The 15,050-nt window shown below is 63.2% G+C and carries 15 protein-coding genes and 1 pseudogene; 12 read left to right on the top strand and 4 right to left on the bottom strand.

Going from position 1 to position 15,050, the window contains the following annotated elements:
- The first annotated feature begins 50 nt into the window (after window positions 1-50).
- Together RCH06_RS07970 and RCH06_RS07965 are read left to right on the top strand one after the other, a co-directional pair.
- Complete coding sequence (locus RCH06_RS07970) at window positions 51-1,781, top strand: DEAD/DEAH box helicase (RefSeq protein ID WP_327080919.1); 1,731 nt, start codon at window positions 51-53, stop codon at window positions 1,779-1,781.
- Window positions 1,678-2,349 carry an NAD(P)H-binding protein gene (locus RCH06_RS07965; RefSeq protein WP_327080918.1) on the top strand — a complete coding sequence of 224 codons (672 nt, stop codon included), beginning with the start codon at window positions 1,678-1,680 and terminating at the stop codon, window positions 2,347-2,349. Before RCH06_RS07970 ends, RCH06_RS07965 begins: the two co-directional genes overlap by 104 nt.
- A 361-nt stretch (window positions 2,350-2,710) precedes the next feature.
- Here RCH06_RS07965 and RCH06_RS07960 read toward each other — a convergent pair whose 3' ends face one another.
- Window positions 2,711-3,775, bottom strand: a complete 1,065-nt coding sequence (locus tag RCH06_RS07960; RefSeq protein ID WP_327081065.1) for a YeiH family protein — start codon at window positions 3,773-3,775, stop codon at window positions 2,711-2,713.
- A gap of 226 nt (window positions 3,776-4,001) precedes the next feature.
- On the opposite strand from RCH06_RS07960, the pseudogene RCH06_RS17885 reads away from it, so the two are divergent.
- The 6 genes and pseudogenes from RCH06_RS17885 to RCH06_RS07925 all read left to right on the top strand — a co-directional run bounded on the left by RCH06_RS17885 (window position 4,002) and on the right by RCH06_RS07925 (window position 8,937).
- Window positions 4,002-4,939: pseudogene (locus tag RCH06_RS17885) on the top strand (LysR family transcriptional regulator).
- Window positions 4,940-5,017: 78 nt separating this feature from the next.
- A complete protein-coding gene (locus RCH06_RS07945) occupies window positions 5,018-5,566 on the top strand; it encodes an RNA polymerase sigma factor (RefSeq protein ID WP_327080916.1) in 549 nt (182 codons plus the stop codon).
- A gap of 3 nt (window positions 5,567-5,569) precedes the next feature.
- Window positions 5,570-6,178 (top strand): hypothetical protein, encoded by a 609-nt coding sequence (locus RCH06_RS07940; RefSeq protein ID WP_327080915.1) that lies wholly within the window; start codon window positions 5,570-5,572, stop codon window positions 6,176-6,178.
- Window positions 6,179-6,232: 54 nt separating this feature from the next.
- Window positions 6,233-7,450 carry a SorT family sulfite dehydrogenase catalytic subunit gene (sorT, locus tag RCH06_RS07935; RefSeq protein WP_327080914.1) on the top strand — a complete coding sequence of 406 codons (1,218 nt, stop codon included), beginning with the start codon at window positions 6,233-6,235 and terminating at the stop codon, window positions 7,448-7,450.
- Window positions 7,451-7,500: 50 nt separating this feature from the next.
- Window positions 7,501-7,878 carry a SorU family sulfite dehydrogenase c-type cytochrome subunit gene (gene sorU / locus RCH06_RS07930; RefSeq protein ID WP_327080913.1) on the top strand — a complete coding sequence of 126 codons (378 nt, stop codon included), beginning with the start codon at window positions 7,501-7,503 and terminating at the stop codon, window positions 7,876-7,878.
- Between the two features lie 276 nt (window positions 7,879-8,154).
- Window positions 8,155-8,937: an SDR family NAD(P)-dependent oxidoreductase gene (locus RCH06_RS07925; RefSeq protein WP_327080912.1), complete on the top strand. Its 783-nt coding sequence runs from the start codon at window positions 8,155-8,157 to the stop codon at window positions 8,935-8,937.
- A gap of 122 nt (window positions 8,938-9,059) precedes the next feature.
- Here the strand turns inward: RCH06_RS07925 and RCH06_RS07920 are convergent, their stop codons facing one another.
- From RCH06_RS07920 to RCH06_RS07910, 3 genes are all read right to left on the bottom strand, one after another.
- Entirely contained in the window at window positions 9,060-10,070 is a 1,011-nt protein-coding gene (locus tag RCH06_RS07920; protein ID WP_327080911.1) for an inorganic phosphate transporter, read from the bottom strand.
- A gap of 26 nt (window positions 10,071-10,096) precedes the next feature.
- Window positions 10,097-10,744 carry a DUF47 domain-containing protein gene (locus RCH06_RS07915; protein WP_327080910.1) on the bottom strand — a complete coding sequence of 216 codons (648 nt, stop codon included), beginning with the start codon at window positions 10,742-10,744 and terminating at the stop codon, window positions 10,097-10,099.
- Window positions 10,745-11,134: 390 nt separating this feature from the next.
- On the bottom strand, window positions 11,135-11,674 hold the full coding sequence (locus RCH06_RS07910; RefSeq protein WP_327080909.1) for a Fur family transcriptional regulator: 540 nt from the start codon (window positions 11,672-11,674) through the stop codon (window positions 11,135-11,137).
- A 173-nt stretch (window positions 11,675-11,847) separates the two neighbouring features.
- Here RCH06_RS07910 and RCH06_RS07905 point away from each other — a divergent pair, with 173 nt between their 5' ends.
- From RCH06_RS07905 to RCH06_RS07890, 4 genes are read left to right on the top strand one after another with little or no spacing between them, the layout of a single operon-like run.
- Window positions 11,848-11,973 (top strand): hypothetical protein, encoded by a 126-nt coding sequence (locus tag RCH06_RS07905; RefSeq protein ID WP_327080908.1) that lies wholly within the window; start codon window positions 11,848-11,850, stop codon window positions 11,971-11,973.
- A complete protein-coding gene (locus tag RCH06_RS07900; protein WP_327080907.1) occupies window positions 11,967-12,749 on the top strand; it encodes a metal ABC transporter ATP-binding protein in 783 nt (260 codons plus the stop codon). The genes RCH06_RS07905 and RCH06_RS07900 overlap by 7 nt, the downstream gene beginning before the upstream one ends.
- Window positions 12,746-13,630 (top strand): metal ABC transporter permease, encoded by an 885-nt coding sequence (locus RCH06_RS07895; protein ID WP_327080906.1) that lies wholly within the window; start codon window positions 12,746-12,748, stop codon window positions 13,628-13,630. The genes RCH06_RS07900 and RCH06_RS07895 overlap by 4 nt, the downstream gene beginning before the upstream one ends.
- Before the next feature lie 57 nt (window positions 13,631-13,687).
- Window positions 13,688-14,629, top strand: coding sequence for a metal ABC transporter substrate-binding protein (locus tag RCH06_RS07890; protein ID WP_327080905.1), 942 nt, complete (start codon window positions 13,688-13,690; stop codon window positions 14,627-14,629).
- Window positions 14,630-15,050: the final 421 nt, after the last annotated feature.

The raw sequence follows: 15,050 nt of genomic DNA, 5'->3' as shown, positions 1-15,050 counted from the left end.
AACCAAGGCGCCCAGCAGGCCGATCTATAGCGCCTCAGCGGCGCAACACCATGACATTTGAAGAATTGAATCTGGCTCCGGCCCTACTGAAGGCCGTGCTTGAGCAGGGCTATGACACCCCAACGCCGATTCAGGCACAGGCGATTCCTGCCGTGCTTGCCGGCAGTGACCTGTTGGGCGGCGCCCAAACCGGCACTGGCAAGACCGCAGCCTTCACCCTGCCGATGCTGCAGCGCCTGTCAAGCGAGCCCCGCCTGACCAACCGGCGCGGCGTCAACGCTGTTCGCGCACTGATCATGACGCCAACGCGCGAGCTGGCCGCGCAGGTCGAAGAAAGCGTTCGCACCTACGGCAAATACCTCGACCTCACCTCAATGGTGATGTTCGGCGGTGTCGGCATGGGCGCGCAAATTGAAAAACTGCGCCGTGGCGTGGACATTCTGGTGGCCACCCCCGGCCGCCTGCTCGACCATGCGGGCCAGGGCACGCTGGACCTGAGCCAGGTGCAGATTCTGGTGCTTGATGAAGCCGACCGCATGCTGGACATGGGTTTCATCCACGACATCAAGAAAGTGCTGGCGCTGGTGCCCAAGCAGAAGCAGACGCTGCTGTTTTCCGCCACCTTCAGCGACGAAATCCGCGAACTGACCAACAGCTTGCTGCGCAACCCGGTGTCCATCCAGGTCACGCCGCGCAACACCACCGTGCAGCGCATCACGCAGACCATCCACCCGGTCGGCCGCAGCAAGAAAAAAGCGCTGCTGACGCACATCATCAACGAGCACAACTGGAGCCAGGTGCTGGTGTTCACCCGCACCAAGTTTGGTGCCAATAACGTTGCCGAGCACCTGACCAAGGCCGGTATTCCCGCCATGGCGCTGCACGGCAACAAGAGCCAGACGGCCCGCACGCAGGCGTTGCAAGGCTTCAAGGATGGCAACATCCGCGCACTGGTGGCCACCGACATTGCCGCTCGCGGCATTGACATTGACGAGTTGCCACATGTCGTGAACTACGAAATCCCGAACGTCAGCGAAGACTATGTTCACCGCATCGGCCGCACCGGCCGCGCCGGCAACAGCGGCGAAGCCGTCAGCCTGGTGTGCCTGGACGAAGAAGGCTTCATGCAGGACATCGAGCGCTTCACCAAGCAAAACATTGAAAAAGTCATGGTTCCGGGCTTTGAGCCCGAGCCGGGCGAAAAAGCCGAGCCGCTGGCGATGGGCCGCCAAACCATCTGGGGCGGTCTGGGCAAACCCCCAAGCCGCGACGTGATGCAAGCTGCCGCCAAGGCAGCCCGGTCTGAAATGATGACGCGCATCCGCGACACCAAAGGCGCACAGCCTGCACGCGGCGGCAACGCCGGCCCTGCCGGACGCGCCCCCCGCGCTCCGGCTGGCAACAGCGCAGGCGCTGGACGCAGCGGCAATGGGGGCGGTTTCGGCGGCAACGGAGGCGGCAACGAGCGCCGCGCACCGGCCCAGCCACGCCAGAATGCGGGCTACACGCAAGGCGGCCAGCCTTCTTTCAGCCAGCCAAGGAACGCGCATGCGCAGCCCCCACGCCAGCATGACAGCCAGCCGCGCAACAACGACTTTGACAACCAGCAGCCTGCCAGCCATGCCTCATCCGGCTTCCCCTCTTCCGGTCAACCCACCGGCAACCGCAACAACTTCCGTGGCGGCAACCGCTCCGGTGGCGGCGGCGGCGCGGGTGGCCCTGGTGGCCGGAGCAACGGGCCTCGTCGGTCGGGCGGTCCTGGCTCGTTTACTGGCCGATAAGCCCTATTCGGCGGTTCACTGCGTGGGCCGCCGCGCACCCGCTCAGCAAGACCCGAAACTTCGGGTTCATCTCACCGATTCGTTCGGAAAATTCGTGGCTCCGCCGGTGGATGATGTATTCATCGCACTCGGCACGACGATCAAGGTGGCCGGCAGCCAGCAGGCTTTCCGGGCGCTGGATCTGGATGCCGTTGTGGCTTTGGCGCGTGCCGCACGCAGCGCCGGAGCCAGCCGGCTCGGCGTCATCAGCGCGATGGGGGCCGACCGCCAGTCACGGGTTTTCTACAACCGCGTGAAGGGCGAAATGGAAGCGCAAGTTTGCGCGCTCGGGTTTGACACCGTCGTCATCGCCCGCCCGTCGCTGCTCACGGGTGACCGGGCTTCGTTGCATCAGCCCCGCCGCGTGGCCGAAGAATGGGCGTTGCATGCCTTCAGATGGCTTATTCCGTTGATCCCGGCCAATTACCGCCCGGTCGATGCCGGGCAAGTGGCTTGCGCCTTGGTGAAGGCGTTGCAGGCGGCGACTCCCGGCTGTCATGTCTTGCTGTCCGGTGAATTACAGGCGTAATGCCACAATTTGCATGATTAATGCCGCTGGCGCACGATTGACGGGCGACTCCAGCTATTAAAAACAGAGCGAAAATGAATTTCAGCATCTGCTGCAGCCAGCAGGTAGCGCGCTTCAATGCCCTGAAATCGCCTCTGGCGCGTCACCATTTATCACGCGCGCCGTTTTCAACAGCACCCGAAAAACCATTCCCCGACCCGTCCAGCTCAACGAAGCTTTGTGGGAACCGGGCTGCGCTGATTTGCGGATGCGTGAAGCAAAAAAACACCACCGCTCCTATTTAAATAGCTGCCAGCGCCCATGCCACAAGCACAAGCAGGCTCTTTTATACTTTTTTAGGTCACTCGCCGGGTTCAGCCGATCAACCGGCCAGCAGCATCGGCACCCAGCGGTTGATCAACCCGCCGCCCACCACCAGCCAGAAAAACAAAATCAGCGCCAGCAGGATCGGCTTGAAGCCGGCCTTGCGAATCGCCGACAGGTGCGTGGACAAACCCAGTGCCGCCATCGCCATCGCCAGCAGCGCCGTGTCGATGTCGGCCATCACGGGCAGCACCTTGGCGGGCAGTAAATGCAGCGAGTTGAACAACACCACGGCGACAAAGCCGATGGCAAAGCCGGGAATCGCCAGCTGGGTCTTTTGCGACGGGTCTGACGTGTGCGGTGCAGCGCTGGCGTACCCTGACCGGGCCGCCGAGCGCGCCTCGTCGCGTGCCAGCCAGGCCGACAGCATGATGAGAAACGGTGCCAGCATCATCACGCGCACCATCTTGGCAATCACTGCCGTGTCGGCGGCTTCCGTGCCAATCGAGCGCGCGGCGGCCACCACCTGCGCCACCTCGTGAATGGTCGAGCCGGCATAAACGCCAAAGCCCCGTGCGCCGCCACCAATGAGGTGGAAGTGCTGGTTCAGTTCGAACAACACGGGATACAAAAAAATGGCCAGCGTGCCAAAAATCACTACTGTCGCCACGGCCACCGTCACCTGCTCGGCGCGGCCCTTGACGACTGGCTCGGCCGCCATCACCGCCGCCGCACCAAAAATCGAGCTGCCCGCGCCTATCAGCATGACGGTCTTGCGGTCCATGCCCAGCCAGCGCGTGCCGACCCAGCAGGCCAGCGCAAAGGTCGAGCCCAGCACCAGCGCGTCAATTACCACGCCGGCCAGCCCGACCTGGCCAACGTCCTGCACCGTCAGGCGCAGGCCATACAGCACCACGCCCAGACGCAGCAACGATTGTTTTGAAAAATTCACGCCTGGCCCGCTGACGTTGGCAAAGCGCGGGTACACCGTGTTGCCGACCAGCATGCCGAGCACGATGGCCAGCGTCAGCGCGCTCAGGCCGTGGTTTTGCAGCCAGCCGATGCGGCCGAGCGCAACGGCGGCAGCAGCCAGCGCCGCGCTCAGCGCCAGGCCGGGCAACATGCGTTGCAGCCAGGACGGCTCGGGAAGCGAGGCGTGGCTGTCAGGGTGGGTCTGGCTGGCCAGGGGATGACGGGGGGTGCGCATGGCAGCTTTCTTCGGGAGACGTGAATCAAACAGGGTTGACGTCAACTTTAGGCAATCTCGTTCAACCCGTCCAACGGTTAGTTTCATTAAGATTTACCGATTTAATCGCTATAAATAACCATCAAGAGGTTTTGACTTGGACGTGCTCCGACTCACACTGCGCCAGTTGCAGATTTTTGCTGCCGTGGCGCGCAGCGGCAGCACCACGGCGGCCAGCGCAGACATTGCGCTGTCGCAGTCGGCCACCAGCTCTGCCGTCAACGAGCTGGAGCGCTTGCTGTCGCTGCGGCTGTTTGACCGTGCTGGCAAGCGCCTGCTACTCAATGACAATGGCCGCGCCCTGCTGCCGCGTGCACTGGCGCTGCTCGACGGCGCGGCAGACATTGAGCACATGGCGCGCGATGCCAGCGCGCAAACGCAGTCGCTGCGCATAGGCGCCAGCACCACGATTGGCAACTATGTGCTGCCCGCCTTGCTCGGGCAGTTTCTGGCAGCCAGCCGGGCCGACAGCGCCAGCGCCTGGCGCTCGCGCGTCAGTATCGGCAACACCGAAGCGATTTGCGATGCCGTCGCCGCCTTTGAGCTGGACATTGGCCTGATCGAAGGCCAAGCAACCAGCCGGCGCTGGCAGTCACGCCGTGGCTGCAGGACGAACTGGTGATCGTGGCCAGCCCGCGCCGTGAACTGGCCGGGCTGATGCAGGGCGCTGGCACGGATGAAAACGCCCGCGTGCCGCTCCAGGCGCTGCGTGGCGCGCTGTGGCTGCTGCGCGAGGCGGGTTCGGGCACGCGCGAAGTCACCGACCAGCTGCTGCTGCCGCACTTGCACGCTTACCGGCGCAGCATCGAGCTGGGCAGCTCCGAAGCTATCAAGCATGCGGCTGCTGAAGGCCTGGGCGCGGCCTGCCTGTCACGGCTGGTGGTGGCCGACCTGCTGGCCAGCGCCCGACTCAGCCAGGTCAACACCACGCTGCCACGCATGCTGCGCCAGTGCTATCTGGTGGTTCACCGCGACAAGCAGCCGACCGCCGCGCTGGAGGCGTTCATGACGCTAGCCCAGGTTTTTCAGCCCGCTGGCTGAGGCACACCCAGGGGAAAACCCTGATCAAACGACTTGAAACCGAGGGAATAAAGCGCTGTTGCCGGCGCTCTTGTACACATGATCCAGACGGCCGAGTCCCGGTACAACCAATGGGTGCGCGAGCACTACCGCTTTTTGCTGCGCAGCGCCTGGGGCCTGACGGGCTCGCGCGCCATTGCCGAGGACGTGGTGCAAGACTGCTTTACCAGCGCCTGGAAATACCGCCGCCAAATGCGCCAGCCCGAACTGGCACGCGCCTGGCTGTTTCGCATCATGCGCCGGCATGTGCTGCGCCATGTGGTGCCGGGCACGCAGCGGCTGGATGAAAACTATGGCGAGTTCGCCGCCGAGCCACACGCCAGCGCACAGCAGCTGGACAACCAGCTTGACGTGGTGCAGGCCTTGGGCCGCATCGCGCCGATTCACCGCGAGGTGCTGGTGCTGTTTTACTTTGACGACATGACGACGGCGCAAATGGCCGAAGCGCTGGACATTGCGCCGGGCACGGTGCTGTCACGCCTGTCGCGCGCCCGCGAGGCACTGAAGGCGGTATTCGATGTGCCCGCACAGAAGCCTGGGCCCACCGCCGCAACAGCCTCCAGCGTGCGCCAGTTCAGAAAGATGTGAATGATGGACTTTGAGCCCCTGCAAGACAGCGCCTTTGACCTGCGCGCCCGCGCCGAACTGGCGCTGGCTTTTGACCCCAGCCAGCCGCCGGCGCATCTCTTCAGGCACACGCCGCTGCTGTCGCGGCGCGGTTTTCAGCGCGGCCTGGCGGCGCTGCTGCTGGCGGCCACTGGCGTTGGCGCGGTGTTTGCGATGCGCCCGCCCGCGCTGGTGCGTGATGCCATCACGCACGAGTATTACGAGCGCACACTGCGCGGCAACTTCATGCCAACCAGCCAGCTGCTGGCGCATCTGGGGTTAAGCCAGCAGCAGCCGGTGCCCGGCTATCCGCAGCTGATGCGGCCCTGCCAGATCGACGGCCAGCTGGCCTACCACCTGACCACGTTCATTGAAAAAGGCGGCATGGTCACCGTGTTTGCCTTTGACCAGCCGGTAGCGCTCAAGGCCAGCAGCGGCTGGTGGAACGACGTGTACTGGCAAGTCATTGACTCGCGCCAGGGCCGGCCGCTGGTGATGGTGGCGCAAAAGAAAAATGCGCTGGCCGTGGCCGACAACCAGTTTGGCAAGCCGGCAGGCCAGACGGCCAACACGCCCGGCACAGCTGGCCCTTGAGTTTTTCAGCAACCTGTTTTTTTCGATGCCTTTCAACAACCCACGGAGACACCCATGATCGACACCCCCAATTCTTTGCCCCGCCGCCACCTGCTGACGCGCAGCGCCACCGCGCTGGCCGCCGCCGGCCTGGCTTCCTGGAGCCACGGCGCCATGGCGCAGGCGGCCGCGCCAGCTGCCGCCAAGCCACTGCCTGCCGGGCTTGACTGGAAAGACCTCGACAGCGTCATCGTTCACAGCGGCACCACCATCGAGACCAAGCGCAGCGCCTTCGGCACCAGTGTCATCACGCCGTCCGACCAGCTGTATCTGCGCAACAACCTGCCCACGCCTGACGCCTCCATCGTGGCCGACCGCGACGCCTGGGTCCTGACACTCGGCGGCGTGCAGCGTCCCCGTACGCTGACCGTGGCCGACCTCAAGACCCTGGGCCTGGAGACCGTGGCCATGGTGCTGCAATGCTCGGGCAACGGCCGGGGATTTTTCCCCACCAAGCCCAGCGGCACCGGATGGACGGTGGGCGCAGCCGGCTGCGTGGTCTGGAGCGGTGTGCCGGTGCGTGCCGTGGTGCAGGCGCTGGGCGGCGTCAGCCCGGGCATGAACTACATGACCAGCACTGGCGGCGAGAAACTGCCCGCCGGGCTCGACCCGAAAAGCATCATCGTCGAACGCTCGGTGCCCGCTAGCGCCATGCAGGATGCGCTGCTGGCCTGGGAGATGAACGGCGCGCCGATTCCGCTGGCCCACGGCGGCCCGCTGCGCCTGATCGTTCCGGGTTTTACCGGCGTCAACAGCATCAAGTACGTCAAGCAACTGGCCTTCACCGCGCAGGAGAGCGATGCCCGCATCATGGCGCACGGCTACCGCCTCACGCCTCCCGGCGAGAAACCCGACCCGAGCCAGCCATCGGTGCAGGAAATGTCAGTCAAGTCCTGGGTCAATTCGCCCAGCCCCGACCACGCAGGCTACCGCGAAGGCTGGATGCAGATCAACGGCGTGGCTTTTGGCGGCATGCATGCCGTCAAGGGCGTGGAGGTGTCGATTGACGGCGGCAAAACCTGGCAACAAGCGCGCCTGGTCGGTCCCGACCTGGGCAAATACGCCTGGCGCCAGTTTGTGCTGCCGGCGCACTTTGCACGCGGCAACTACGTCGTCACCAGCCGCGCCACCGACATGGCTGGCAATGTGCAGCCCGAGACACGCGGCGAAAACGTCAGCGGCTACAACAACACCAGCTGGCTCGACCACGCGGTCAAAGTCAGCGTGGCGTGATGTTTTTCATAATGTCGCGACTTTTCAAACTTTCCAGGCAAGGCGATTCAATGAACACAACTACCGTACTTTCAACATTTGCAGCCCGCCCTGCGCGCCTCTGGCTGTCGCAAGGCCTGCTGCTGGTGGCCGCACTGGTCAGCCTGCCGGCCAGCGCCGCCGAGGACGCCGACAAGATGGCGCTGGGCAAAAAGCTCTTCACCAGCAGCGCCGTGCCGGCCTGCGCCCTGTGCCACACGCTGAAAGATGCGGGCAGCGAAGGGGCAGTCGGGCCGGTGTTCGACGACCTCAAGCCCAACGCCGCGCGTGTGAGCAAGGCGCTGCGCGACGGCCTGGGTGCCATGCCGTCGTACAAGGCGACCTTGTCAGAAGCGCAAATCGACGCGCTGGCCTATTACGTGTCCAGAGCCTCCGGCGCAGAGCAGTAAGCCGGCGGCTTGCAGCCAGAAAACATCAATCTGGACAAGTGCTGGCAGCTATTATTTTGATAGCTGCCAGCGCCCGCTCAGCCTGCACAAGCGGCCTTTTTTTGTAAATAAATACAATTTTCGGCCGTCTGCTGTGTGTGCATGCCGCTTGCACAGGTGCGGCGTTGTTGCGCAAGCGCGCAGATGCCGTCGCCAGCTCGCCCACAAACCGGGTTGCGCAAGGCAAGCGCTGAGAGCCCTGCCCTGCGCGGCTGCAAACGCAGCTACCATCAGCCGATGAACACCCCCACCTCCCCCATCAATTTCGGACTTTCCAGCCGTGTTTGCATCGTCACCGGCGGTGCGCAAGGCATTGGCGAGGCCTGCATTCGCCGCTTTGCACGCGAAGGTGCGCAGGTGGTCGTGGCCGATATTGACGACGCGCGCGGCACCGCCCTTGCGCAGGAACTGGGCGGCTTGTATGTGCATTGCGATGTGGGCGACAAGGCGCAGGTTGATGCACTGGTGGCGCAAGTCATGGCCGCTTATGGCCGGATTGACGTGCTGGTGAACAATGCCGGAATTTTCAGGGCAGCCGATTTTCTGGACATGCTGGAGGCCGATTTCGATGCCGTCTTGCGCACCAATCTGAAAGGTTCGTTCCTGATGGGCCAGGCGGTTGCGCGTGAAATGGCCCAAGCCGGCAAAGGCAGCATTGTCAATATGAGTTCGGTCAACGGTGTGCTGGCCATTCCCACGATTGCCAGCTACAACGTCAGCAAAGGCGGCATCAACCAGCTGACGCGGGTGATGGCACTGGCATTGGCCGACAAGGGAATCCGGGTCAATGCCGTCGCTCCCGGAACCATTGCGACCGAACTGGCAGCCAAAGCCGTGCTGACCAGCGAAGACGCCAAGGCCAGAATCCTGAGCCGCACGCCCATGAAACGACTGGGCGATCCGGCCGAGATTGCCGACACCGTGGCTTACCTCGCCAGCGATGCGGCCAGTTACATCACCGGCGAAATCGTGGTGGTCGATGGCGGACGCATGACGCTCAATTACACGGTAGCGACGTAGCCGGCCAGACAGCGCGCCGGCCTGCAAGCAGTTTGCGCAAAAAAAAACCGCTGGCTAAAAAGCGGCGGCTTGATCAAAAAAACTGGTTATACGGCGAGCTGGCGGGCAGACCCCGCCGCCCTTCAAAACAACTGCAGGCTCACCCAATAAGCCACTGCAGCCACCAAAGCCGACGCGGGAATGGTGAAAATCCAGGCCCAGACAATCGTGCCCGCCACACCCCAACGCACCGCCGAGGCACGCCGCGTTGCGCCCACGCCAACAATAGCGCCGGTAATGGTGTGGGTGGTTGACACCGGAATGCCCAGCATCGTGGCAATGAACAGCGTGATGGCACCGCCGGTTTCCGCACAGAAACCGCCCACCGGCTTGAGCTTGGTGATCTTTTGGCCCATCGTCTTGACGATGCGCCAGCCGCCAAACATGGTGCCAGCGGCAATCGCCGTGTAGCAACTCACGATGGTCCAGGTCGGCGGCAAGGCGTCGCTGGCCGAGGTGTAGCCGGTGGCAATCAACAGCATCCAGATGATGCCGATGGTTTTTTGCGCATCGTTGCCGCCGTGGCCCAAACTGTAGGCACCGGCCGAAACCAGTTGCAGGCGGCGAAACCAGCGGTCTACCTTGGAAGGCGTGGCGCGCAGGAAAATCCACGACACCGCCACCATCATCAGCGAGCCGAGCACAAAGCCCAGCAGCGGCGAGATGAAGATGAAGGCCACCGTCTTGATCAGGCCGCCCGAAATCAGCGCGCTGGTGCCGGCTTTGGAAATCACGGCGCCCACGATGCCGCCAATCAGCGCATGCGAGGAGCTGCTGGGAATGCCGTAATACCAAGTCACCAGATTCCAGGTAATCGCGCCCATGAGCGCGCCAAACACGACATGCGTGTCGACCACCCCCGGCTCCACAATCCCCTTTCCGACCGTAGCGGCCACGCTCAAGTGAAAGATGAACAGCGCCAGCAGGTTGAAAGCGGCGGCAAACACGACCGCATGGCCCGGTTTGAGAACGCCGGTGGAAACCACCGTGGCGATGGAGTTGGCGGCATCGTGAAAGCCGTTCATGAAGTCAAAGGCGATGGCCATGAAGACCAGTAGGGCCACGACCCAGAGGGCGGTCTGTGCAGTTTGCATGGGGAGTTCGGTTCAGTCGCCGGAGTTCAGGAATTTTCGAGGACGATGCCCTCGATCAGGTTGGCCGCGTCCTCACACCGGTCGGTAATGGTTTCCAGCAACTCGTAGACCGCCTTGAGCTTGATGAGTTCGCGCACATCGGGCTCTTCGCGAAACAACCGGCTCATGGCCGCGCGCATGACATGGTCTGCGTCGGATTCGAGTTTGTCGATTTCCGCGCAGGTCTTGAGCGTGGCTTCGGCGGTCGCGGCATCACGTACTTTGCCGATCAAGGCGACCGCGTCCTTGAGCCGCTCGCAGCATCTGACGCTCAAATCAGTCAGCTGCAAGATATCTGCCGTCATGTGGCGCACGTCGTACAGCGCCATGGTTTCGGCTGAATCCTGAATCAGGTCGGCCACGTCGTCCATGGTGTTGATCAGCTGGTGAATCTGGTCGCGGTCAATCGGCGTGATGAACGTCTTGTGCAAGGCCCGGCTGACTTCATGCGTGATGCGGTCAGCGGCGCGCTCGGCTTCATCGACTTCGTGGTGATGGGCGTTGCGCTTTTCGACATCGCCGTAATTGGCCACCATCTTGGAAAACGCATGCGCGGCTTCGACAATCTGGTTGGCATGCTGGTCGAACATCTCGAAAAAATTGCCATCGCGCGGCAACAGCTTGCTGAACAGCATGCGGAATCCTCAGAAAATAAGTCAAAAATATGACGGTTTTGTAACTGCGGGGAGTTTAACCGCGATGACTTTGCGACCCCGCAGCGCACGATGCAACTCTTTTTATGCTGGATTACCCTGAGGAAAATGAACGCCCACCCGTCGGGCAATGCAACCCCTCCCGGCGCAGCGTGCCCGCCCGCCCCCGCACGGCAGTTAAAACCTGCTGCCAGCGTTCAGCCCAAAAAAATGATGGTGGCCCAAAAACAGCCGCTGCTGGGTTGAAGCCAGGATGTTGACTGCAAAAGTCAACGCAATGAAATCAGCTATTTTTTTCATAGCAGCTTGCGCACGGTGCATAAGCACCTGAGGGCTTTTTAAATTGAATCTCCGGAAAAAACCGGGTTCAGCTCACTCAACCGCGCTTTGGGCCTCAAGCGGGCTGCCCGTGGCGCAATCTGCGCACACGCCGCGCACGGCAACGTCCATGCGCATGCCCTGATAACCCAGCGCCTGGAGCGCCTGCAGCGCCGTTTGCGCGGCCCGCTCCAGATCGTCGGCATTGGCTTTCAACGCGTCAGACAGAGGACTGTCGCGGTGGCAGCTCTGGCACTCAAAGTGCGGAATGGCATGCACGCTGGTCGGCATGGCCTGGTAACGGCGCACGCGCTGGACATCCACCCGGCACAGCAACAGACCCACCTGCGTCAGCCGGTCAATCAGCCGGTACAGCGTGACCCGGTCAAGCATCACGCCGCCGGCAGCATCGCTTTCACCGGCCAGGGCCGTCTGCAACTGGGCGTGGGTGTAACTGGTGTCGGGATGCGCCAGCAGCCAGCCCAGCACCCGCCGCGCCGCGCTGGTGCGGCGCAGTCCGTGCGCAGACAGCAATGCGTCAATCGGGTCTGCGGCGCTCAAGCCTGGAAGGTCGATGGGGGGAACTGAGGCCATGATTTTTTTGGGAATTGATGAAATTTTCAATAAAACGAATAATAACGCAATTAAGTTGCATTAGACTATACCGCAATCAGGTTGCATTATTACGCCTGATCCAGTCTTTTCATCGGCACCCCTTCGCTGCAAAATCAATTTTCATGTCACTGCCTCCTCACGCCCACTCTCCTTTGAAGTCTCGCCCTTTCAGCGTGCTGGCCTGGCCGGCGTGGCTGCGTGTGCTTGCCGTATTGCCTGCTCTGGCGCTGCTGTGGCTGGCGGTGGCTTGGGCGCAACTGGAAGTCGCGCCGTGGTGAGCGCCAGCCCCGTGGTGGCGCTGCACAACCTCACGGTCAGCTACCGACAGCACCCGGCCTTGCACCACATCACCGGCAGCTTTGCGCCCGGCTCGCTGACCGCCGTGGCCGGCCCGAACGGCTCGGGCAAAAGCACGCTGCTCAAAAGCATCGTCGGCCTGCTGCCCATCGAAGGCGGCCGTTCCGGCGGTGCGCTGACCGTATCGCTGCCGCGCGAGCGCATCGCCTACCTGCCGCAAGTGGCTGAAATCGACCGCAGCTTTCCCATCAGTGTGCGCGACTGCGTGTTGCTGGGCTGCTGGGGAAGCGCCGGCGCGTGGGGCGGCGTTACGCAGGCGATGCAGGGCAAGATTGATGCGGCCCTGCATGCCGTGGGGCTGGAAGGCTTTGAACGTCGAACCATTGGCAGTCTGTCCAGCGGCCAGATGCAGCGGGTGATGTTTGCCCGCATGCTGGCGCAAGACGCCCGGCTGATCCTGCTGGACGAGCCTTTCAACGCGGTCGATGCCAAAACCACCGCCGCCCTGCTGGCGCTGGTGCGCCAGTGGCATCAAGAAGGACGCACCGTGATTGCCGTGCTGCACGACGATGCGCTGGTGCGCCAGCATTTTCCGCAAACCCTGCTGCTGGCGCGCGAACTGGTGGGCTGGGGCGCAACCCGCGAGGTGCTGACCGAACCCAATTTGCGCCGTGCCCGCGCCATGGCCGAGGCCTGGGACGAAGACGCCGGCCTGTGCAGCGTTGACGCGCCCGCCGTGCAAAAGGTAGCCGCATGATGGCCTTTTCCGGATGGCTGTGGGACACGGCCTTTGCCCCGTTTGCCGAATTTGCCTTCATGCGCCGCGCGCTCGTCGCCACGCTGGCGCTGTCGCTCAGTGCCGCGCCGCTGGGTGTCTTTTTAACGCTGCGGCGCATGAGTCTGCTGGGCGATGCGCTCAGTCATGCGGTGCTGCCGGGCGTGGCAATTGGCTTCATGCTGAGCGGTTTGTCGCTCACGGCAATGGCTTTTGGGGGTGTGGTGGCGGGCATGCTGGTGGCCGGTATTGCCGGGCTGGTCACGCGCTTTACCAGCCTCAAGGAAGACGCCAGCCTGGCCGCGATTTACCTGGTGGCGCTGGCGCTGGGCGTGATGCTGATCTCGGGCCACGGCACCCAGCTTGACCTGCTGCACATCCTGTTTGGCAGCGCACTGGGCGTGGACAGCCAGGGCCTGCTGATGGTGGCCGGCGTGGCCAGCGTCAGCGTGCTGCTGCTGGCCGCTCTGTACCGGGGGCTGGTGCTGGAGAGTTTTGATCCGGTGTTTCTGGGCGCGGCTGGCCGGCGTGGCTGGCTCTGGCAACAGGGGTTTTTGATGCTGGTCGTCATCAACCTGGTGGCCGGTTTTCAGACCCTGGGCACCTTGATGGCGGTCGGGTTGATGATGCTGCCCGCCGTGTCCAGCCGGCTCTGGCACGACACGCTGCCGGCGCAACTGGTCAATGCCAGCGTGCAGGCGATGCTGGCCAGCGCGGCCGGGCTGCTGCTGTCCTATCACCTCGATACGCCGTCGGGGCCGACCATCATTGCCTGCGCCGGGGCGCTCTACGCCCTGTCGCTGCTGTTCGCGCCCGGCGGCTGGCTGCCGCGCGTGCTGGGAACGACGCACCGCGTGGCCTGAAGGCCTGCGCTTTGACTTTTCTGTCTTTTTTCACTTTCCTTTTTTAAAGATCAAGCCATGAACCGTATCTTTCGCAAATTTCTGGCGACCGCCATCGCCAGCGCGTCCTTGCTGGCGGGCGCTGCCCACGCCGCCGAACCCCTGCCGGCAGCGCTGCCCGTGCCCGTGACCGCCAGCTTTAGCATCCTGGGCGACCTGGTGCGCGTAGTCGGCGGCGAGCGCGTTCGCGTCACCACGCTGGTCGGCCCCGATGAAGACGCCCACGCCTTCGCCCCCAAGCCGGCAGACGCCCGCGCTATCGTGCAAACCCGGCTGCTGGTCATCAATGGCCTGGGGTTTGAGCCGTGGGCCCAAAAGCTGGCGAAATCAAGCGGCTACAAAGGCGCAACGCTGGTGGCGTCCCAAGGCGTGAAAGCGCGCGTCATGCCGGAAGAAAAAGGCCATGACTCCAGCAGCCATGCCCACGACGAAACAGACCCCCATGCCTGGCAGAACCCCGACAACGTGGTGCTGTACGTGCGCAACATCGCCGCCGCACTGGGCAAGGTAGACCCGGCGGGCAGCGCCATTTATCAGGCCAACAGCACCGCCTACGTCAAGGAACTGCAGGCGCTGGACACCTGGACGCAAGCTCAGTTCGCCGCCATTCCCGTGGCCAAACGCAAGGTCATCACCTCCCACGATGCGTTTGGCTACTTTGCGGCGCACTACCAGATCACCTTTCTGGCGCCCCAGGGCGTATCGACCGACGCCGAGCCCAGCGCCAAAGACGTGGCCCAGCTCATCAAACAAATCCAGCGCGAAAAGATCAAGGCCGTGTTTGTCGAAAACATGAGCAACCCCAAACTGCTGGCCCAACTGGCCCGCGATGCCGGCGTGACCGTCGGGCCTGCGTTGTATGTGGATGCGCTTTCGGCCCAGGGCGGCCCGGCGGAAAGTTACCTGCAACTGATGCGGCACAACGTCACGCAACTGGCGGCGGGAATGCGGGCGAACTGATCCTGCTTGCTCCGGATTGCGCGCTGGCAATCGGCGCATCAGCTCTAGACACCGGGAGTTCGCGCAACGCGTCTGAAACCACCACGACCGTTGATCGCGAAGCCAGTGGAACGTTGAAATTTGCTACTGAATTTGTAGCCACTTGCGCCCGTCCCTCATGCGCAAGCGGCAGTTTTTACCAAAAACCAGCGCCTGAGCCCGAACCCAGAATCCGCTCCCCCCCCCCACCCCGTTCTGGCTGGGCCTGTGCTGACCGGGCCAAGCGGGATCAGGGCGAGCGATTGTCTGAGCCGAAGGCGAGTTCGAGCTCGACCCCCGCTTTGTCCGGTCAGCACAGGTTGCCCGAAGGGCCCCAGCCAGCCGGGTCGCCTTTTCTTTGCTTACTTTCTTTTGGCGAAGCAAAAGACAAGTGAGTTGCCGC

Source organism: Polaromonas sp. CG_9.5, assembly GCF_035984465.1.
Classification (GTDB): domain Bacteria; phylum Pseudomonadota; class Gammaproteobacteria; order Burkholderiales; family Burkholderiaceae_C; genus Polaromonas.
Note: the sequence above shows the minus strand (reverse complement) of the source record. Positions and strands in the feature narration are given on the sequence as shown.